This window comes from Halonotius roseus (assembly GCF_006861655.1).
Lineage (GTDB): Archaea > Halobacteriota > Halobacteria > Halobacteriales > Haloferacaceae > Halonotius > Halonotius roseus.
Genome location: NZ_SESI01000001.1, coordinates 509533 through 528934, shown reverse-complemented (window position 1 = coordinate 528934; position 19402 = coordinate 509533). Strand labels below are relative to the sequence as shown.

Below are 19402 nucleotides of genomic sequence, written 5' to 3'. Positions count from 1 at the left end.
TTCACCGTTCACTTCGGCCGCTCGTTGTTCGCGCCACGCTACGTCGTCTGGGTCAGCACTTACTGTCGGGAAGTTCATTCCTCGGTTGCCACAAGTTCGCGGTACTTGGCTTCGTACCTCGGATCGACCGCTGGTTCCGGGTCGTGGTCATTCTCATAGGTGACGCGCTCTGTATCCAGTGAGAATGTCGCCGCGTGCATCGCCGCATACGTCGCCGCATCAGCATGACTGTCTTCGAGCCCTTCGAAATTCAACTCCGAGGACAGAAACTCCCCACTGAACGCACGGGCCAGCTTGTCCATTCGCCGGGTAAACAGCCCGAAGGAAACGAAATCTCTCGGCTCCCGCAGCGTGATTGGTTCACCATCTGCGAGCCCGTGAAGGATCTCGCCAATAGCCAGCCAGCTTGCGCCGTAATCCGCATTTTTCTGTTCATACGTCTGTGCGCTGTCCGTCAGAACCTCTTGTGGTGTAACCATTAGTCGATGATCCGGTAGAACGTCACAATACTCTCGCACGCGGGACACCCCGAAATGAATCCTCGCGGCCGAGGATCGCCAGCGTAGTGCCCACAGTTATTACACTGAAACAGGTTGTTGCCCGGATCGAGATCCGCCGACTGTTGGTGGTAGGCAATACGCTCTTGGTTCACTTTCTCGCTTGGTTGGGTAGCACTCATAATCACAAGGTCGCCTGTTTCAGCCGCTTGATTCTCGCCGCTCGGTGCAGTGTTCCTTCGTCGATCCGAAACCGAATCGAGTCGTTTGGCATCGTCAAGGGGTCTTCTCCGATGTACTTCTGGAGGCCGTCACCAGCCGGCGGATCGAGCCACAATTTCCATGCACCCCAGCCGCCGAACAGAGAGCCCGAGACCGTTTCCTCGGTCGTATCCTCGAAGACCACTTTCAGCGTTCCAGAAACCAACTCGGCTACATCAGCGACGTTCTCGATTGTTTCGAAGTCACCATTCGCTGTCCGAACAACGATTGAACCGGGTGAAGCGTCACTCATACTCGTGGTTCCGTCGTGCCGCCAGTCGTCGTTCTAACCGCTCAATTTCGGCTTCAATAACTCCGAGATTGGGCATTGCACCGGCCCGCTGTTGGGCTTTCGCCTGTCGCCGGCACCGCTCGCTTGTCATCCAATCGCTCTTTTCCTGCGTCGATAATGCGTCCCAATCCGGGGGAAGATCGTAATCGTGTCTCATTCTTCTGGGTGCTGCCAGCAGGTGTCGCCGGGCTCACCAACTTCACGAGAACACGGCGAATCATCTGCGTTCGTTCCCTGACAATAGACCGTCCTCTCGTCGGACGTTTCATCGTCAGCAAGAGCTTGGTACAACTTCGGGTTCTCCCGAAGGTCTCTGTCCATCTCTCGTTGAACGTCAACTACTCGTTCGGATGTATCGCCGGCACTGACAATGGTGGTGGCGGCGGACGGTTCCGAAGGCACCTCAACAAGTGCTGTAATCTGGTTTCGACCGCCTTGTGGAGCTTCCAGCACTTCCACAATCCGACCCGGCACGTCACATACACCATCAACAACGGGTAGCTTACAACGCTCATACCGCATCACGGCTGCCGAGCGAGGCCAATGTCGCCGGTCTCGATCCGACGATTCACGGTCTCGATCAGTGCCGCGACCTGTTCAATTTCATCCACCGCTTCAGCGTCGTCTTCGCGGGCCGCTCGCACCCGCATTTTCGCCGCCGTCTCACGCGACCAGTCTTTCGCATTGTCGATCATATTGTGAAGCTGGTGCGCTTGGGTGATTGCAGCCTGTACTTCGTCGGGGCCGTCGCTGTCGGTGTCTGTATCTTCGCTCATAGGTTGGGTAGCAGCGGGCTGGGTGGTTACTGCACGTCGGGTTCAGGCATCGTCATATCGTTAAGCGCGGGCGTCGGGCTGTCTCCAGACGGCCCCGAACTCCCGTAACTGTCGAAGGAATCCTCGGGAACCATCAGTGGCGCGTCACTGATAATCCGACCACACTCCTTCGGACAGACAATCATCCCGTCCGAATCATATCGACCCGGAACCTCACAGTCGGGACAGCACATCGTCTCGTGTGCAACTTCTTTGAGCAAGGTACTGCTTCCGAAGGTTCCCTTGTAGGTCTCCCAGACGACCTCTTGGAGGATTGAAGCCGACTTACTCATTCGATCTATCGCAGCGGGCGAAATCGGCGTGTATCTCATATCCGGCTCGGCGGTAATCGGCCGCGAAGACGGCTTCGAGAGTATATTTGTCACTCGGGACTGGTCAGCTCGTTTTCCGGTTTGGTTTGACATTTAGAGTTCAGAAGTCTCTCCTCAGAAAATCGTGAGCAACAAACCAGTAGCTCAATCTTTCCGGGGTCTGACTTTTTCCGCGATAGGCCTTTTATTGCAGCATTGTACTGGCTAAGAAGTTACCGGTTAGCTACGTGAAATACGTCGGGCGCAAATCACCAATCGGCTCGGTATCTGTCACCGTATGCGTCCACGCCCCCGGCCGCCCCGGTGGGATTCCTAACGAGTTCTCGTAATCCGACGCCGGTTGGGGTGTCCCGCCCATCAGGACAGGTCTCCCGTTTACCGGCTCGACTTTCAACTCGTGATAGTGACCGACATAGCCAACGTCCCAGCCGTCGCCATCATGCTCGTCAATGCTCTGTAATAGCCACGCTTGCCACCGCTGTTCTCCACTGGTCGTTCCAATGTGGCCCAGCGTATCCTGCCCATGCCGCATATAGCCCCGGTGGCCTCGCATGTCGAACTCGATATGCGTATCAATGTGATTCGTAATCAGATTGATGTTATCAAGATCAGACTGCCGGAGGGCAAGATCAATCGCGTCGAACATCAAGTCGTCAGCATTCGCCTCAGACGATTGTGATCCGGTTCGAAGCTCGCCATGATTACCGTGTTGGCACACGACTTGCACCGAATTAAACTCTGCAGAGAGTATCCGAATCACATCAACATACGTTGTACTGCCGTCTCTCACCTGCTCTCGGAGGGTCGAATCGACCTCGAAGCCCTGACCCTCATAAATATCCTCACCGGTAATGTGGTCGCCATTCATCAAGAGGTGAACCGTATCGACCGTTCGACCGAGTTCTTCAAGTTCGATCTTCCAGAGTAGCACGTCCTGAAGGTGCTGATACACTCGATTAATCGCCTTCTCGCTATTGTGTATTTCCACCTTCGTCCCGTTTTTATCGGCGACCGTTTCTGTCGAACCGATATGGTCGTCCGTTCGGAACATCACTAAATCGACAGCCCCCGTTCGGGTAGGCCGCTCTGCCGTGACTGGTTCGTAGTCAGCCAGTCGCTCTCGGAGATCGAGTTCAAGATCCGCGAGAAAGTCGTTGGCTGCCTTCGTGACCGATTGTTTCTGGGCCGTTGGCACTCGGTGTGTCGTCGGCTCCGCTGCCACTACACCGCCGTCAGCCGCCACTCGTTCGTACTGCCATTCACCGTCCTCACTACTGAAGCTGTAACTGGGATCTCGCTGTTCGGCCCGTCGAAAGAGATCATACACACCACTGGTCGAAGTGTACCCCAGCCGATCTGCAATCCGTAGTGCGGTTGGGGAGTCAAGTGTATCAATAGCTTGCACTGCCGCTGTCTGGTTGGGTGTTAGAGACGTCATCGGTCAGAGATATTGTAGGACTAACCGCTCTCAATCGAAGAAATTCAGCGCGAGAAGGTGCCTACACTGCCTTCACTCTAAAGACACAGAGTGGCTATTTAGCTGTATCTGAATGTGCGTCTTTCCTGATCTGACAATTACTGAGGCAGAACTCATCTGCCCGCTCCCACATCTTCGCACACCCAACCGGCTCATAATCACGAGCGATGAACTTCTCAATCTGTCCTCTGGTGTACGCCTCATTGAAACCATTCGCTTGTGCAAAGAACGCCACCATCACTGCAATCGGGACGCGATTTCGCATCATCTCAGTTATCGCCTTCATCTCCATCAAGTGAGACGCCGAATCGTGAGCGAATGCATCATCCCGGTTGACAAAAGCCGCTACACACGGTCGATCAGAGAGGATGAATCCAATATCATCGACACCGATCTTCTCGTTTTCGGCCGCCTGATACGCGGCTATCAGCGCACGATCCCGAGTTGAGCTTCGGTGAGAATGTGACGATTGGCCCGTCCCCTTGGCCGCAACCCGAATCTGCTGGGCTAACAGCTCGCCGGCTTTCTCATTGGGAGTCGGCTTCATTCCCGGTGTAATCGACCGACGAGATCGAGTCAACGTCATGTACTCTGCCGGCTTCAACCGAGAGAGTTCACCGAGCGTCACTGGAACACAGAAGCGGTCTTCGCCAAATGCCTCGGTCGCCCCGTAATGGAGCGTATTCGGAACACGACGCAACCGACCGAGATCGGCAGACGACACATCAATGTACGCATCCAGATCGCCGATCTCCGTTTCGCGGCTCAAATACGTTTCAATCAGATTCGCATACGTTGTCATGCCGTTCTGAAACTGCTGAAACGTGCCGTTCTGGGTGCTAATGGGTGGGAACACCAGATCAAGATGGATTCCCTTATGGCCGGATAACGAGGCCTGCCAACTTGCCGGGTTGCTTCCTCCAAGCAGCACCGTCGCCACCGTTCGAACCCGGACAAGTAACGCACTCATATCTCGAATCCACGCGTCTTCCCGACCGACTCCCGACCGATACTCTCCGGTATCAGGCACATCGAAATCAATGAACAGCCGATCAACCCGTGGGATATTCCCATTCTTCGTGTGTCCCTCGGGAAAGGAATACGTCGAAATGAACGGTGATATATCAGGATCGCCCTCAACATCGATGAGTAACTCGGCTGCCTCTGGAAGCGAGGTCGCCCGACGCTGGTACTTCGTGACGTTTCTCGGCCACGTTGACGCCCAGAACCGAAGGGCGTCCTCGATGTACGCTCGTTTGTCCATCAGTCGGCCAACGTCCCCTGTGTCTTCGCCTCGGCTTGGGCGTCGGCCGTGTCGTCGTTCGTACTGGTTTCCGACCCGAACATCGGCTCGTCAAAGGTCTCTTCTGCGGACTCTGTCGCGCCGTCTATGACCTCCTGTAGTTCGGTATCCTCGGTAATGTCCACGGCTTCGCCAGTGTAGGGATTTCGTTGGAACAGCCCCTCTCCCGTACAGAACGTCTCCGCGTAGAAGTCGGCCACTACATCCGGCACGTAGCTCTTTTCGTAGACCTTCTCCCGGCACGCCTCGACGATCTTTGCATAATCAAGTCCGACCTCGACCTGTGTCACGCTATGGAACGGCGAGAGGCTGTAGGAGTTCGGCCCCGACGCGTTATCATTGATCGAGATGTAACCGTTCTCTCGCATTGATTTCAGCGAGCGAGCTACATCCCGGTCGTTGATATTGTAGCCATCCGCCCGAAGCCCTTGCTGGATCGTTGAGCGTTCTTCGCTCCCGGTCGATTCTTTGAGGAACCGAAGCACGGCCTGATCCTCGTCGGTGAGATTGAGAGCTGAGATAATCATATTCTCACCCATGATCTTCATCGCCATCCATACGTCACCGGGCGTCGTCAGCATCTTCTTGCCGGCGTCAGTATCGATAGTCAGCCGGTTGGCGTGATTCATCAGCGTCACCGTCTCGGTGTACTTCATTAGCCGCTCAAAGTCGAAGCGGGCTTCTGGGAACTCAGTCGGCATTGGCTTCTGCTCTGCCATTTCACGAGATGCCGGCAGCACGATCATATTGTTCGGATGATCCGTGAACATCGCCGCCGGGATCGCCCCCAGATACTCACGGATCTTCGCCGCTGTCAACGGGTCAACATTCCGCGTGGTATCATCGGCGTGTTCAATCGCTTTCTGCATGATGATGTTCTCAGTCTGCTGTTTCGACCCGTCAACGCCGATCATGAATGACCGCTTCCGAACCTCGGGCCAGTCATTGAAATCGAAATTACGATTGTCCGTAGCGAAGGTAGCGAACGTTGTTCGAGGACAGACCAACTTCTGCATTTTCGCCTCGTCGCCCTCGGCCGCCGATATATCAGTCACCGACCGGTCGGCGTCGTTGCCTTCGCCAAACGCCTTCAGAATTTTCTCTTGGTGGTCTTGGACACCGGCCATGTCGCCGAAGTATTGGGTTGGGTAGCCGTTAATCTCCTCAGCGTTGTAGAAGGGGGCTGTCGGGCTTTCGTCATTCGGCCATTCGTACACGTAATCGCTCGGAAAGGCCTTGAACGCCGTTTCGAGAACGAAGTCCTTGCCACCACGACTGGTGCCATACAGCACCACGAGTTGCCCCCGAACCATCGCAATGATACAAGTGAGATACGTGTCAGCCTCACCGACCAGCCCGTTATCCCGACCAATCTCAAGGATCTGGAACATCTCCGGGGCTTCCGTGCCGGGGCTTGCCGTTCGATACAATGCAGCCGCTACGTCGTCGGGGATTTCGATTGTCTTCATTCGATTTTTGTGGTTGGGTAGCACCTTCTCACCGCTTTCATGCATCTTTCAGACTACCGAGAAGGGGTGTTAGTCGTCGCCGGAGTCAGCCTTCTTGCGAGCGAGCCGCCGGGCCAACTCTCGCTCAACAGCGTCCTCGGCAACGGTGGTCTGTTCTCGATACACGTCCGCCGGGTCGTCACCGTCCTCGATCTGCACCTCCATCTCAATCCCGTATTCAACGGGCTCGAACTGATCCAATTGCACCTTCCGACTGTAGGACACCAAAATATCGCCGACCGACGCCATCAGTAGCCGGCCTCAGCCATCACGGCTTCTTCGCCACCAAAGTCGTCAACGAGATCCTGCGTCAGTGGCAAGCTCTCATCGCCGATGAAGTCTGCAAGAATCTCGCTTGCACGATCCTCCGAGAAATCATCGAACTGCTGGACACTGCTAATGAAGTCGCTGATCGGCTCAGGAACGCCCTCAGTCGTCTCGGCCGGCGGGACACCGCCATCAGTCGCCGCCGCAGCCTCACCAGCATCCTCAATCTCTGACTGCGTGCTGCTGTTGTTCACTGCCACCTGATTCCCGGTCTTCACATCTTCCACAATCGGGTGGTGGAACTTTCGATCAGACGTGTTGGAATCCTTCTTGATCTCGAAGAACGCGAACCGACGACCAGCGAGGTCGTCGCGGAGAACATTGTCAGCAGAGGTGTCAGCGAGCCAGTTGTCAATGTCGCGGGACACATCGCCCTCAGCGTCTCGGATAACCATCTCTCGGCCGGGAGCCGAAAGGATCTGCGCCAAGGACTTCGCGGCCGATTTCGGGCCGTGCTTCTGTGACCCACCGTACCACATAATCGCGTCTCCCATGCCGACCGGTTCATCGTGGTCGGGGTGAACAGCCGCGATCAGTTCATAGCGTTTCTCTGTTGATCCGTAGGTCTTCACCAAGAACTGATTCGCGTCGTCAGCGGTGAACTCGCCGTCGCCGGGGTTCATCCCGACCACGGACTTCCACGAAAACACCTTGTACTTGTCTTTCTCCTCATCGTAATAGAGGCAGCCATCAACGATCTCCACATCGGAGGCGTTGATCCCAAACACGTCACCGTAATCGCTGCTCGTTCCAAACACCGAATCAAGGGTTAGTTCGATTTCCGCATACGGCGTCACGGTGAGGTTCTTACTCTCCTCGTTATCGTACTCGTCGTCGCTGTCGTCGTTTGATTCGATTTCGTCGTCGTAGCTGTCGTAGTTTCGGGACATTAGTTCTGGTTGGGTCGCACTGCATTGCTCTGGTTGATCGTTAATCTATCACCGTCACCGTATGACTGCACGCTCTCGCCGGGAATCGAACCCGGTCTAACCCTATGCGCTCCTATCGAGAGGGATAGGCATAGAGCCGCCATTGAGAGCAACACTGAAACGAGTGAGAATGCCCGCGAACTGAGAAGTGATTCATACCACCAATAAATTTAATTGGATGTTTGAGAATAATCTAACTGGCCGTCTAAGAGTCCATGCGGCCATCGCCACAAGACACCACCCATTCAGACTCACCGCTTCTGTAGTCCGTCTGGGGGGTCGAGGCACTCCACCCTCTCCCCCGTTGTCGGGAGAGACCCACGACTCACCGAGAAATTAGATACATCGTCAATCCAACCTGCAATTCGGACACCACCGGCTCACCGGTTGAGATGATAGCAAAATCAGGGGACGGGTCTCGGGTGACTTCCTCACTCTAAAGACACAGACTGCCGTATTAACTGTATCTGAACGGGGTGGGTTCGCTTACATATCCCACTCAGATTCGAAATACGCTTGATCGTATTTCGGATTGGAGCCGGCGTTTGTCTCTGCTCGGATAGCATCCACGTATTCCATCAGCTCGTAGAATCCTTCCTTCGAAGACCCCTTCCCGGCTTTCAACCCCGGCAACAGGTCGTTCATCAGAATCTCAGCCTCGGGGAACCGATCAATCAAGTAGGGCTCAACGAGCCGCAGCAGCTCAAGGAGATCGTCCCGCTTGTTGATCGACAAAACGAACGTGTCACCCGAATCTCTCGTTACTGGTTCCAATCCGTGTTCCGAGCAGAACTCGTCGAGAAATCCCAACATTGTGGGATCGGTATTGCTCACTCGAAGCTGAATTACTATCGAATATCCGACACGGGTATCTTCGGCCTTCTTGACGGTGACTGTTAAGTTACTCCCCCCGTCAATGAGGCCAGCCACGTAAGGGTACTTCCACGGTTCTGAAGGCCGCTCCGTCTCGGATTCGGTCATCTGTGTCAATATCTTGACCCCATACACTTAAGTATGCATTCTGCGTCTTTAGAGTGAAGGACGGTAGTCGGACTGCGTGATTTCTTTCGGTTCTGATAGGTATTCTGGTTCATTACTGGTCTCAATAGATTGGTGCCATGACTGTATGCAGTGTTGTCTGTAAGCGATACTGTTCTCAGCCCGGTACTGTGCTGTACTGTAAGCAGTGCTGTACTGTGCTGTAGGCTGTACTGTGCTGTAAGCTGTGCAGTAGTGGAAGCAGACATTCTCACCAGTTACAGCCCTCTGGTTACAGTCCAGCAGTCTGTATCCAGAGAAGCTGTCTGATACCAGCCCTCTGAACCACAACCTATCCTATCCCCTGTAGTCCCCTTTCCTTTCCTTCTCCTTGTCTCCGAAGTCTCACTAATCTTATATGTTTGATGAAGAATCATCTGAGCCACTCACTAACTCTGATACGAACAACGCGACCAAGTTCCATCCCGACGACGCCACCTACGAGTCACGAACCCGACTCGACGGGACGGCCACATTCGAACAACACTATACCCGACTCCGCAGCCACAACGACGGCATCTACACCGGCAAATGGGCCGACAAAGCCCAACTCCGTGACCAAGACAACAACGCCGTCTTCGACGCCATCGCCGGCCAGCTCGAACTGAGCCCATTCCAGAAAGCAATCGGCCGCACCGAATTTGGTACACTCAACCTCCGAGACCTATCCAGCCCGGCCGGCATCGACACACCGCTCGTAGCGATCATGGTCGCCGCTGTCGTCGCTCGGCGAGACGGACGCGGCTATCACCCCGCCCGGAGCCCAGCATCCAATGACGACCTGTTCACGGCCCTGCTCTCCGAGCTTGGCTACACCAACGGGCTGGTTCACAGTGCCTTCGGGAAAGTGCAGTACCGCTTGGATTGCAGTCAATGAACGTCGTGTTCGATCAGCGGGAGAAACGCGAATGGGATCTCCCCGGCGTCGATCAAACGGCCGTTCATCTCGAAACAGGCGACTACACCATCGAAGGCTACGAAGATCGATTTGCTGTCGAACGCAAATCAATCAACGATCTCGCAACCTCTGTCGGGAGCAACCGAGACCGATTCGAAGCCGAAATCCAACGCGCTCAGTCAATGGACGAGTTCGTTGTTATCATCGAAGGCTCCCGACACGACGTTGAGAATCATCGCTACTACTCGAACATTCACCCCAACGCTGTCCTCGGGACGACCGACAAATGGCCGCTCAAGTACAGCCAGTTGGACTTCATCTGGGCTGGCGACCGAGAGCAAGCCGCGCAAGAGTGTCTTCGACTGCTTGATCGGTGGTACTTTCGGACGCTGAGTGACTTCTACTGAGAAGCCACAGGGGGCGTGTGGTGAGCGTTGTTTTTTCTGCGACCCAACACACGTCTTTGAAATCGAAATCGATCTGGGCGCGTAGATTTTCGCCTCGTTAGATTCTACGCCATCTCACCGATTCTGACTGGTCAAGTATACTGATTTGGACACCTTCTAATCTGGATGAGTTGATAATAATGTCTCGGTTATCACAGAATAACTGCTTATGATTTCATGCGATAATTGTCATTTCTCTGGTTGTTGAGTGCAGAAGTCATATTCACCATTGAATCTTTGGTGATTCAATCCCATCTTATTATATGCAACAAAACGATTCCAATAATACGTTTAAAGACGAATACGATGGAAGTATCGCTGAAAAAAGATTGATTGTTTCAGACCCTAACCGAATTAATAAAAATTTAGCTGAAGGTAATATTGATATTGCACTTCTTTTAACAGCTACGAAGACAGAAGCTATTCTACGAAACAAACTAATTCAGTATTTCGAAATACATACTCGCGCTTTTAGCGAAGTCTGTGGTAACAAAACTCTTGGATGGTACATCGATAAATGCAACGAGAAGGAAATCATTGATAAGCAGCACAGAGAAGCTTTTGACGATCTCAAACAGAAAAGAAATCTATTGACTCACGAATACGGATATATAACCCAACTTCAGCAGAATGAAGAAGAGATGGAAGAAGTGAAGAATATTATAGAGGATTGTTGTGACTGGTTTGACTCAATCCATCAGCATGAATAAATAACCGAGTTTGATTATATAACAACTGATTATCGTCCGAAATCCTCCGATTATTATCTCAATGAATGGTAAATGTCCTTCAAAAACTATTCGCGTATCTCGTATAATATCTCAATATCAACGTCTTTTCCCCCGGTATCTGAACCTAACCTTCCTGTATTGTCAATTATAATTGAATAGTTGGCTGGATTAATTCGAGTCTGTACATTTGCTTTGTTCGTGCTATATTCAGATCCTTTTTCAAGTATTTGGATATTTTCTTGATAATCAAATCTTTCCAGCTCATCTTGTGTAGTTAGTAGGACATTTATGTCGCCTTCTCCTAAAGATTCCACTGTATAATCTAAAATCGCAGGTTGATCTACATCGAAATCATAATGGATGAATTCTCCTTTCTTTATGCCATCATGATCTCTGCCCGAGAACAGGACTTCACTACTACTTTTGTTCTTATTCTGAGTATTATTTTGAGAAGTTGATCGGCCAGTCAAAAGACCAAGAACACCAACCAGACCATTTGCTATCTGATTCAAAAACACTATTCCCACACCCAATCCAACCATTGGGAGGCCTACAACAAGGCCAATACCCGTGAGAGAGATTATTGCCCCGGCGAGAATTAGCCCAATCCCTACCCAATCGATTGAGTCCATTATCTCGGCATTATGTTCTGTCCATATGAATATTAGCCTCTTCTAAGGTTAGTGTGGCACATCGATACAGTAGCCATCCACAAATAGAGTTTAGACTTAGAAGTGTTGTGCGAAAAGTCTACAAGAATGATTATTTATATACTGCTTTCGAAGGCTTCTCGTCAAGCGAAAACTCCGCTCCACAGTCGCCACACGTCCACACGTTGATCGTGCCGTAGTGGGATTCAGTCTTGCTTACGTATCCATCGCCTTCGTGTTTACAGGGGTAGCTCATTGGAACAATCGTAACTGCTTGGTGTGGGATTAGCTGCCAATGGATATACCTCTATCGGGTGTTGAACACGTCAATAAGCCGTGATTCACCGCCGACTGGTGAGCTTACCACGACCTTGTATGGCCCCAGATGCGTCGTTGCTTCTCTTGTTTCGTCATTGAGGGCGATGTTGTTGGACGGCAGGATCTTGTAGAACTCGTCGTCGAGGTTCACTGTCGCCAAGGCCCCTTCCCCGGTTCGGTAGTAGTCTTCATCGGCGGGTGGTTCCATACCGAGGACAGTATCGCGTTCGACAAGCTCACCGAGTGGGGCTCGTTCCATGTTCTCGATGCTTGGAGCTTCAAGAGCCAATTGATGCTCTGGGTTCTGCACTGAATCGAACAGGGCAGATCGAATCGCAATTTCAGGGAACTCGTTGTCCAGCTCCAGCGAGTCGCCTTGTTCGGAGAAGGGGACTTCCCGGCCCGTTTTCACTACATCGAGGTCGCCGAGGGTTTCGTATTCCTGAATATAGGCCGGAACATTGCCATCCGTATCTTCGGTGTACACGACTCGACTCAGATACGTGTAGCCGAAAATTCCGGGGACGGTCAGCGTTCGCTTGATCGTTACACCAACGTCGTCATCAATATCCACTAAGCGGTCTTCGACGCGGCTGGCTTCAACATCAACGTCCAGAATTTCGTCGTCTTCATTCATCTCGCCCACCGTGGTCTCGATCTCTCGATCAACGGTGACGGCGTTGGGGTGAATCAAGAACAGCCGGGTTCGACCGGGATTCACTGCTGGGGGTGCATTCCCGCTGGTTACGGAGATTGCCTTCGAGACGCCATGTTGCTTGGTCTCCTCGATAAACTCGTCAACATTGGGGTAGTACGTCTTCCCGACTGAGAGAAGGAGATCCTGACTGTGGAAGGCTACCATCTCGCCGGCTGTTTCACCGGTTGGGCGGTCGGCTTCCATTCGATCTACGTGTTCCCATATTTCGCCGACTGGTTCGGTCTCGGTCATGCCACCGGTTCCTGTCACCGACAGCTCGAATTGGATACCGGGGAATCGCGTGTAAGACCGCTTCCGGTTTTCTTTGAACGGGATCGGCTGCTGGAACTCAACGAACGCCGGGAGCGAGCCGCCAACAGATACATCTGATTTGAGGTACGCTTTGGCATCTTCCATGTATCCGCACCCTCGCTCTGGGTTCGGAATCGTCTCGGTGGTGTCATCGGTGTCGATACTGCCGCCGGTTTCCGTGTTGATTTCAATGCTCATTGGGGGTCTGGTTAGGTCGCATTCTCACCGCTTTCATGCATATTTCAAACTCCGAAGAAGCAGTCAGCACCGACCGGCCGGCGACTGACTGTGTTCTTGTGGCGGGGTGGTTTTCTGGGCTCTAAGAATCGGACAGACAGTTGGTTCCAGTGTATGAGGATCTTCGCTGTGGGCTCCTCGGAGTTCACCGCACTGGTTACATCGGTCGCTCATCGGTCGCTCATCGGCCGTAGTCTCCCGGTGGCGAGCAGCCGTTGGGATTCTGGGCCATCCAATTCGTCGCCGCTGCTTTCGCCATCATTCGACCGCCGCCAGCACCCCCACAGGCCCCCCGAATGAGATAGGAGTCACCAGCATAGACCGAGGTAAAGACGGCTCGCCAGTGGCCTCGATCTTCGTGGAGTGTCGCCACAACGCGGTAGGGGGTATCCTTGTACTGCCACTTGAGAAAGTTCGAGCAGTCGGCCAACAGGTGCCAGTTCTCCATTAGAAGTGTCCGTGTCGGTCGAAGTAGCGTTCTCGCTGTCGGTCGAGCTTGGCTTCGGCTGCGGCTTCGGCCTGTCCCATACGGCGTTCGGCGGCTTCCGCGATGGTTTCGACGCTTGTGAGATCAACGGCGTCGGTGTAGAGCCCCGGTCGCAATTCCAGATCCTCAGCGTACTCCGACAGGCGAAGCTTTCGACAGATCGATTCCTTTCGTTCCTCGGGCGTCATGTTTGTTTGAACAAGCAGTGCAACCGGGATCGTTACTGTCGCTAATTGTACTTCTCTCATTGACTGAACCACAGAATGTAGTCGCCGCTCTGTACCCGAACGAACCCGTCTCCGTAGTCGTTCGGTGGGTCTATGTCCAGCAGTTGTACGTGGGATTTGTTGGTTTCAAGCCCCACAAGTGCGTCTTCGAACAGCATCGGATTCCGCTGTTCATGGCTCGGTAAGAAGGTGATTGAAGCACCTCCGTCCCGCGTCTTCTCGATCCGATCTAATTCACATCGAATCGTTCGGGATTCATCGCATTCCCAGCCTTCACCATACCGGCCTTCGGCGTAGCCACAGGTTTCGAAGAAGATCGCTGCGCCGTCTTCGAAGATCGGCTGGTCGTGTTGATCTTCTCGCCACTCGTGTTCGTGGTGGTGGGGTTGGTCGATTCCGGCACGGACAAAGTCCCGGCTCGTCATTCCGTCCGGGTAATTTGAACCGACCATCAGGCTTGCTCTTCCGGTGGGAGTCGGGGTGCGAGAATGATCGTTCCTTCACTCTGGGTATCTCGTACCAGTACCGGGAACTCGTCAACCCGGTTCATCAGAATCAGCGAAGGGTGCTTCTCTATATCTTTCCCGATCAGATCGCTGATCTGCTCGATGTACTCGGTTGTGAGATAGACGGTACTGTTGACCTCGCTGGTGAATTTCAGCGATTTGCCGTCTTCAACCCCCTCGACGTGTTGCGCTGGGTGTTTCGTGTTCTCGATCAGCCCGTGTGGAATGGTGTGATTCCAGTCGTCAATATCGAAGAACATCCCGACGACGTTCGGTGGATCGACGAGCCCGGAAGCGGGATTCTCGATTGTTTCGAGATCCGAATCGGAGACGCCTTTCAGCGTGGTGAGACTGCCGCCAGTCGTATTTGTCGATGAAACGCCGAACATTCGGGCAAAGTCAAACGCTCGGTTCTGGTTCTCTGGTTGGGTTTCTGCTTTCATGATTAGTTACTCACGAACTGGGCTGCTGTTTCTCGATTCAATCCGCCGGTCACTGCCGCTGCTATGACTGTCGATTCACCGAACACGTCACGCATAATTCGGCGGTTAGCTGGGTCGGCTCGCCGCCACGCTCCGAACAAGTCCCCTTCCCAGAGATTGTCGAAGAAATGCCCACCGAGCGGGGCGTACTCTGTCGGATCGCCGCTGAGGGCACCATGTCGGAGATCCGATTGCACGGATCGCCGTATCGAACTCTCGTTGTCGTGTCGAAGGAACTCAAGAAATTCTCCCGACGCGCCGGCTGCTTGGAGGAATGTGAACGTGTTCTCAGTCAATACATTGCCGTCGCTGGCTGTTTCATGTTGGGTACTCATTGGGGGTGGTTGGGTAGCACATTCTAACCGCTTTCATTCATTTTCAAACTGTGCTGAGAATGTCGCTCTGCTATCCGATGTCGCTCGATACGATGATCTCGACTACACCCGCATCTGGGTCAATATCCATATCCAGAATAATCGTGCCATCAGTGAGAACATCGCCCGTTGCGTTGTCGATTACCCGAAGGGTATCCAGTCCCACCCATCGGTCGCCGGGTTCTAACACCATCAGGCAACAACCATAGACTGTTCTCTGCGGGCCTCTACTTCGTCAACGACGGCTTCGTAGAGATCCATACGGAATGCACAGTATGCCATTGTTTTGAGAACGTGTCGGTGGTCGGTTTCCATTTCTGGATCAACGAAACACTGCCATTCCTCGGGATCATTTTTCGCGTGTCGTAGAATGTCGGTCGAATATCCGGCGTAAATCGACCACTGGTGGCAGTCGGCCGTCAGTTCACCTTCCTGAATACACTGCCGTTCAAATTCGTCCGATCCAATATCGATATCAGTGTAGTCTGCAATTTCATCGACAGCACATTCAGCCGATGATTCAATCTCTGCTCGGTACTCCGTCGCCGTTAGGTGGTGGTCATTCATTTCGGGTTTTCTGCATCTCGCCAATCACACAGTCTAAGCAGTAGTAGTGAGCCGTTCCGTCGTCGTCATACGACAATCCTATCGCGGCTCCATCATGCTTCGCTCGTGCCGATTCACCGCATTCCCGACACGGCATTACCGACTGTACTCCTGCATATACTGGTCAACCAGCTCGCCCAGCAGCTCGTCGTAATTGTCTTCGGCAACCCAGAACGACGGGCTTCGGTAGCCGGTGTAGTCGATGATGTAGGTGAATCCAAGGGCAGGGTTCGTTTCCTCGCTCTCGGCCCACCCAGCTACGATTGCTCGATATTCACTTCGATATCGGTGTGTGCTTCGGCGAATGGGGAGTGCATCCAGTACGTCGCTTTCGTGGAGTTTGACGTAGCCGACAGACTGCATGAATTCGGCTGGTGAACTGGTCGCAAAGGCGTGCGCCATGTCTTTGGTATCGCCGGGAACGTTCAGCAGGTCAGTCCAATTGCCCGCGTTCCAACTGTCGAAGCGGTCTTCTTCCCAGCGAACGAGTCCGTTCCAGACAGCGAAAGCCGATACTTCATCGGTCTCGCCGTAATGGACAACGACACTTCCCGAATCGGAGAGCCGCCGGGGGAAATCGTAGTGAACATCGTTCGAACAACACCAACAGAGGGCCGGGCTGTGGTCGGCTTCTCTGTCAGCATTCCACATTCGGCCGGCCGGATCATCGACGAACTCAACGAACTCAGATGTGTTTCCGTATTCGTCAATCCATTCTCGGCTGGTGTAGGAGTGCCCTTCGTCAATTTCGATTTCCCACATTTCGGTGTCGCAACCGGGACAGCGGAAGGTCTCTAAGTCGGCACAGTTCACCGCTTCGAATAGATCCCAGCCGGTTTCGAGGAGGGATTCATACACTTGGGTTGGAAGCGATTTGTCGAAGGCTTGGAGCAGGATTGCGTGTTCCAAATCACCGAAGGCGTCGGCGTAATAGAGAACGTCAACGGAATTTTTGATGTGGTTGCGGTCGGCCCACGTCCCGATTTCTTCGAGACCGAAATCGAGAGCAAGGTAATTGTACGCTTCGGCCTCGTTCATCTCACTGTACTGGAACCGCTCGTCGGTTGGTTGGGTAGCACTCATTTGGTGTCTGGTTCCGTGTTTATCGGCGGATCAATCGCCATTCGCCGGGGGTATTTCTCGTAACAGCCGACCAAGAGAAACGATTCTGGGCCGGTTGCATTCACTAACAGGGTGTCGTCGGCAGTCCACCGACCGCGATTGCGGAGATCGGCGGCGAGATCGGGGTGGCCGGCGTTCTGAATGGTCGTCAGCTCGTTTTCAGTGAAGACGAACCAACTCACAAGGGGACTTCCACGTCTTCGAGGTAGGTCAGGTCTCCACACCCCGTGTGTTCTGGGATTCCCTCATGGTATCGTTCTCGGAGCAAGGTACAACCGCACGGGCAGATCCATTTCGCCATCATGTGTGTTTCTTTTTTCATAGGTTGGGTAGCGCGTCTTCTCACCGCTTTCATGCATATTTCAGACTACTGAGAAGGGGTCTTACTCGATTCTGTACACCGTCACCGCGTAGTGATTCGCCGATTCAGACGCGAATGCAATACCTCGAAGGTGAACGATCAGCGAATACATCTCCGAATCCTGTGGATCAGTCCACAATAGCCGGTAGCGATTATCCTCCTCCGCCGGGTACACCGTCCCGTTCTCAATCAGGTTGCGGACGATCCGTGAGCGGTTTTCGCGGTCGCCGGGCAGTGTATCCAACTTCTGTAAGAAGTGGCTCCTGAAGCTCTCTCTGACGGCTGGGGCCGGTTCATACATCGCCGGGTTCCGGGGAACCGAACTGACCGGCCAGTCGTGTTCGTATTCCTGCCACAGTTCATTTTCCTCTTTGTGCGTTATCGTCTCGAAGCTGCCGAATGTCGTTGTCTTAGAACTCATTAGTGTAGTATTGCGAGTAACAGAACCGTCACGAATGCAGTGAGAATGCCGAGCGTCACTTCCAATTTCGTTCGCTCAGAAATTCGAATCACGCCGTCGATCCGACGATGGTCACGTCGTCGGCTTCCATCTCGCTGGTGTCGATCCACGATTTACCACAGTCCTCGCAGAATCCAACATCGCCGTATTCGGATTCTGATTCAATCGTATGATCGTGGTCGCAGTTATTTTCGAACTCGATTAGTTTGGCTTCGCATTCTTCTAAGCCAATCTTTGCTGCGGTGTCGATTAGCTCGCGGTACGTTTGTCGGGCGGTCTTGGCCTCGATCATCGGAGGGTTATGGCCGTAGTTCACCCGATCAGGTACCCGTTCGCCGTTGAACATCGCCGTAATTTCCGTTGGTGTCCACGGAACGGTTGTCGAGACCGGCGCGTAATCTGGGAGTCGTGGATCGTGGGTGCCGATGAATTTCTCGCCCCGGATCTTGGTGCCGCCCGAATTTCCATTTCGCATTTCGAGCAGTTCAGTTTCCGGCGTCGGTTCCCATTCCAGTGAGTATCGGTATTTGTGCAGTCCGGGGATGGTGCCGCCGGTAATATCTCCGGTCTTGAAATCTCGCCGTTCGTTCGACTGATAGAATTTGACGCTCCAATTCTTGACTGCCTCTGAATTGGGAACGTCTCGATCTGGGATTTCCTGAATGCAGTATCCCGATTCAAGCACCTGTAGTCGGTGGATTTTCCGCATTGCACGTCGATCATCGAGGGGGATTCTGTAGCTGTAGCTCCGGGGTTGTTGTCGGTGGGTCATTAGTATGGGTTGGGTAGCAATCGAGCGCAGTCAGCCGATTATAACATCGCCGCTGGGGAACGTTCTCACCGTGCCGCACTGCTTTTCGATTTTCAGATCATTATCTTCGTACCACCATGTTTCGACGTTCTCGACGGTCTCCGTTTCGGCATCCGATCCGTCGCACCAGATGATGTCGATCTCGTTGGGGTTCTTTGTCATTGAGTTTCGACGCGGAGCGACTCTTTACAGCACTTCGACCGGTAGCGGTCGGGATTTTTCACCGTCTTGCACTTTTTGAAGTATTCAGCGACTTTCGTGCCGCACCCAGTGCAGAACAGCTTATATTTGGCATCATCAGAGGCAAAACTTTCACAGTGCCGCGTGGTGTCGAGATCGGGCACTTTAGCTTTGAATAGCCGACCGTGGCCGCCAGTCTGGTGATTTTGAATCGTGTGGACGTGGATTAATTCGTGCCGAATCGTCTCGGCGAATTTCTCCCAGCCCCATTTCTGGTAGGCCTTCTTCGCGTATCGGATTCGTTTGACGTTATCTGAGCCCCGAATGTGGGATACCTTCCCGGCCGTTCGCTTCAATCGGGTCGAAATATCGACCGGAATACCTTCGAGGGTAATGTCGAGGGGATAATTCTCGGCGACCCATTCTTGGTATTCTCTGATCGCAGCCTCCAATTCGGCATCGGTCATTGAATCCGAAAATGTGGGCTCCTCGTCGTCGGACTTCGAATCAGACTCGGTTGTTTTGTGTCGTTTCGAAGTTGGAAAATCTCTCATGCAATGAGGGAGCCGTATTTGCTTGCATCCCGTTTGGCTTGCAGCTCGGCGGCTGCCTTCTCTTCCTCGGATTCTTCAATTCTCGATTCTATGTCTTCGGCTGTGTCGGCTTCAAGTATTTCTTTTAGATTCATCTCTCTGGTTGGGTTTCAGTGGCCCTACAT

At 53.2% G+C, this 19402-nt stretch carries 28 protein-coding genes; 3 read left to right on the top strand and 25 right to left on the bottom strand.

Annotation, left to right across the window (positions count from 1 at the left end; genetic code table 11):
* Nucleotides 1-74 precede the first annotated feature (74 nt).
* The 10 genes from EWF95_RS02860 to EWF95_RS02820 form a co-directional block, all read right to left on the bottom strand.
* Nucleotides 75-479, bottom strand: coding sequence for a hypothetical protein (locus EWF95_RS02860; RefSeq protein WP_142442550.1), 405 nt, complete (start codon nucleotides 477-479; stop codon nucleotides 75-77).
* 202 nt (nucleotides 480-681) lie between these two features.
* Complete coding sequence (locus EWF95_RS02855) at nucleotides 682-1011, bottom strand: hypothetical protein (RefSeq protein ID WP_142442549.1); 330 nt, start codon at nucleotides 1009-1011, stop codon at nucleotides 682-684.
* Nucleotides 1012-1571: 560 nt separating this feature from the next.
* Nucleotides 1572-1826, bottom strand: coding sequence for a hypothetical protein (locus tag EWF95_RS02850; protein ID WP_142442548.1), 255 nt, complete (start codon nucleotides 1824-1826; stop codon nucleotides 1572-1574).
* Nucleotides 1827-1852: 26 nt separating this feature from the next.
* Nucleotides 1853-2158 (bottom strand): hypothetical protein, encoded by a 306-nt coding sequence (locus tag EWF95_RS02845; protein ID WP_142442547.1) that lies wholly within the window; start codon nucleotides 2156-2158, stop codon nucleotides 1853-1855.
* A gap of 262 nt (nucleotides 2159-2420) precedes the next feature.
* A complete protein-coding gene (locus tag EWF95_RS02840) occupies nucleotides 2421-3524 on the bottom strand; it encodes a hypothetical protein (protein ID WP_142442546.1) in 1104 nt (367 codons plus the stop codon).
* A 205-nt stretch (nucleotides 3525-3729) separates the two neighbouring features.
* Nucleotides 3730-4938 (bottom strand): hypothetical protein, encoded by a 1209-nt coding sequence (locus EWF95_RS02835; protein ID WP_142442545.1) that lies wholly within the window; start codon nucleotides 4936-4938, stop codon nucleotides 3730-3732.
* Nucleotides 4938-6446: a hypothetical protein gene (locus tag EWF95_RS02830; RefSeq protein ID WP_142442544.1), complete on the bottom strand. Its 1509-nt coding sequence runs from the start codon at nucleotides 6444-6446 to the stop codon at nucleotides 4938-4940. Before EWF95_RS02830 ends, EWF95_RS02835 begins: the two co-directional genes overlap by 1 nt.
* A gap of 69 nt (nucleotides 6447-6515) precedes the next feature.
* Nucleotides 6516-6686, bottom strand: coding sequence for a hypothetical protein (locus tag EWF95_RS13445; protein WP_185911681.1), 171 nt, complete (start codon nucleotides 6684-6686; stop codon nucleotides 6516-6518).
* Nucleotides 6687-6733: 47 nt separating this feature from the next.
* Complete coding sequence (locus EWF95_RS02825) at nucleotides 6734-7702, bottom strand: hypothetical protein (protein ID WP_142442543.1); 969 nt, start codon at nucleotides 7700-7702, stop codon at nucleotides 6734-6736.
* A gap of 525 nt (nucleotides 7703-8227) precedes the next feature.
* Nucleotides 8228-8722 (bottom strand): hypothetical protein, encoded by a 495-nt coding sequence (locus EWF95_RS02820; RefSeq protein ID WP_142442542.1) that lies wholly within the window; start codon nucleotides 8720-8722, stop codon nucleotides 8228-8230.
* A 415-nt stretch (nucleotides 8723-9137) separates the two neighbouring features.
* Here EWF95_RS02820 and EWF95_RS02815 point away from each other — a divergent pair, with 415 nt between their 5' ends.
* From EWF95_RS02815 to EWF95_RS02805, 3 genes are all read left to right on the top strand, one after another.
* Nucleotides 9138-9656 carry a hypothetical protein gene (locus tag EWF95_RS02815; protein WP_142442541.1) on the top strand — a complete coding sequence of 173 codons (519 nt, stop codon included), beginning with the start codon at nucleotides 9138-9140 and terminating at the stop codon, nucleotides 9654-9656.
* Nucleotides 9653-10084: an ERCC4 domain-containing protein gene (locus EWF95_RS02810; protein WP_142442540.1), complete on the top strand. Its 432-nt coding sequence runs from the start codon at nucleotides 9653-9655 to the stop codon at nucleotides 10082-10084. Before EWF95_RS02815 ends, EWF95_RS02810 begins: the two co-directional genes overlap by 4 nt.
* Nucleotides 10085-10386: 302 nt before the next feature.
* Nucleotides 10387-10833, top strand: coding sequence for a hypothetical protein (locus EWF95_RS02805; RefSeq protein WP_142442539.1), 447 nt, complete (start codon nucleotides 10387-10389; stop codon nucleotides 10831-10833).
* A gap of 86 nt (nucleotides 10834-10919) precedes the next feature.
* On the opposite strand, the gene EWF95_RS02800 is transcribed toward EWF95_RS02805, so the two are convergent.
* The 15 genes from EWF95_RS02800 to EWF95_RS13435 form a co-directional block, all read right to left on the bottom strand.
* Nucleotides 10920-11486, bottom strand: coding sequence for a hypothetical protein (locus EWF95_RS02800; RefSeq protein WP_142442538.1), 567 nt, complete (start codon nucleotides 11484-11486; stop codon nucleotides 10920-10922).
* Nucleotides 11487-11811: 325 nt separating this feature from the next.
* On the bottom strand, nucleotides 11812-12771 hold the full coding sequence (locus EWF95_RS02795) for a hypothetical protein (protein WP_142442537.1): 960 nt from the start codon (nucleotides 12769-12771) through the stop codon (nucleotides 11812-11814).
* A 478-nt stretch (nucleotides 12772-13249) separates the two neighbouring features.
* Nucleotides 13250-13516: a hypothetical protein gene (locus EWF95_RS02790; protein WP_142442536.1), complete on the bottom strand. Its 267-nt coding sequence runs from the start codon at nucleotides 13514-13516 to the stop codon at nucleotides 13250-13252.
* Complete coding sequence (locus tag EWF95_RS02785; protein WP_142442535.1) at nucleotides 13516-13803, bottom strand: hypothetical protein; 288 nt, start codon at nucleotides 13801-13803, stop codon at nucleotides 13516-13518. Before EWF95_RS02785 ends, EWF95_RS02790 begins: the two co-directional genes overlap by 1 nt.
* Entirely contained in the window at nucleotides 13800-14207 is a 408-nt protein-coding gene (locus EWF95_RS02780) for a hypothetical protein (protein ID WP_221886605.1), read from the bottom strand. Before EWF95_RS02780 ends, EWF95_RS02785 begins: the two co-directional genes overlap by 4 nt.
* 26 nt (nucleotides 14208-14233) lie before the next feature.
* Entirely contained in the window at nucleotides 14234-14731 is a 498-nt protein-coding gene (locus EWF95_RS02775) for a hypothetical protein (RefSeq protein WP_142442533.1), read from the bottom strand.
* A 2-nt stretch (nucleotides 14732-14733) separates the two neighbouring features.
* Entirely contained in the window at nucleotides 14734-15105 is a 372-nt protein-coding gene (locus EWF95_RS02770) for a hypothetical protein (RefSeq protein WP_142442532.1), read from the bottom strand.
* Nucleotides 15106-15336: 231 nt separating this feature from the next.
* Complete coding sequence (locus EWF95_RS02765; protein WP_142442531.1) at nucleotides 15337-15711, bottom strand: hypothetical protein; 375 nt, start codon at nucleotides 15709-15711, stop codon at nucleotides 15337-15339.
* Nucleotides 15712-15846: 135 nt separating this feature from the next.
* Nucleotides 15847-16833 carry a hypothetical protein gene (locus EWF95_RS02760; RefSeq protein ID WP_142442530.1) on the bottom strand — a complete coding sequence of 329 codons (987 nt, stop codon included), beginning with the start codon at nucleotides 16831-16833 and terminating at the stop codon, nucleotides 15847-15849.
* Nucleotides 16830-17054, bottom strand: a complete 225-nt coding sequence (locus tag EWF95_RS02755; RefSeq protein WP_142442529.1) for a hypothetical protein — start codon at nucleotides 17052-17054, stop codon at nucleotides 16830-16832. The genes EWF95_RS02760 and EWF95_RS02755 overlap by 4 nt, the downstream gene beginning before the upstream one ends.
* 201 nt (nucleotides 17055-17255) lie before the next feature.
* A complete protein-coding gene (locus tag EWF95_RS02750) occupies nucleotides 17256-17654 on the bottom strand; it encodes a hypothetical protein (protein ID WP_142442528.1) in 399 nt (132 codons plus the stop codon).
* Between the two features lie 88 nt (nucleotides 17655-17742).
* Nucleotides 17743-18402: a hypothetical protein gene (locus EWF95_RS02745; RefSeq protein ID WP_142442527.1), complete on the bottom strand. Its 660-nt coding sequence runs from the start codon at nucleotides 18400-18402 to the stop codon at nucleotides 17743-17745.
* A gap of 93 nt (nucleotides 18403-18495) precedes the next feature.
* Nucleotides 18496-18666 (bottom strand): hypothetical protein, encoded by a 171-nt coding sequence (locus EWF95_RS13440; RefSeq protein WP_185911680.1) that lies wholly within the window; start codon nucleotides 18664-18666, stop codon nucleotides 18496-18498.
* Entirely contained in the window at nucleotides 18663-19151 is a 489-nt protein-coding gene (locus EWF95_RS02740; RefSeq protein WP_185911679.1) for a SprT-like domain-containing protein, read from the bottom strand. The genes EWF95_RS13440 and EWF95_RS02740 overlap by 4 nt, the downstream gene beginning before the upstream one ends.
* Before the next feature lie 83 nt (nucleotides 19152-19234).
* The gene (locus tag EWF95_RS13435; RefSeq protein ID WP_185911678.1) at nucleotides 19235-19372 is read right to left on the bottom strand and encodes a hypothetical protein; all 138 of its coding nucleotides are present in this window, start codon (nucleotides 19370-19372) and stop codon (nucleotides 19235-19237) included.
* Between the last annotated feature and the right edge of the window lie 30 nt (nucleotides 19373-19402).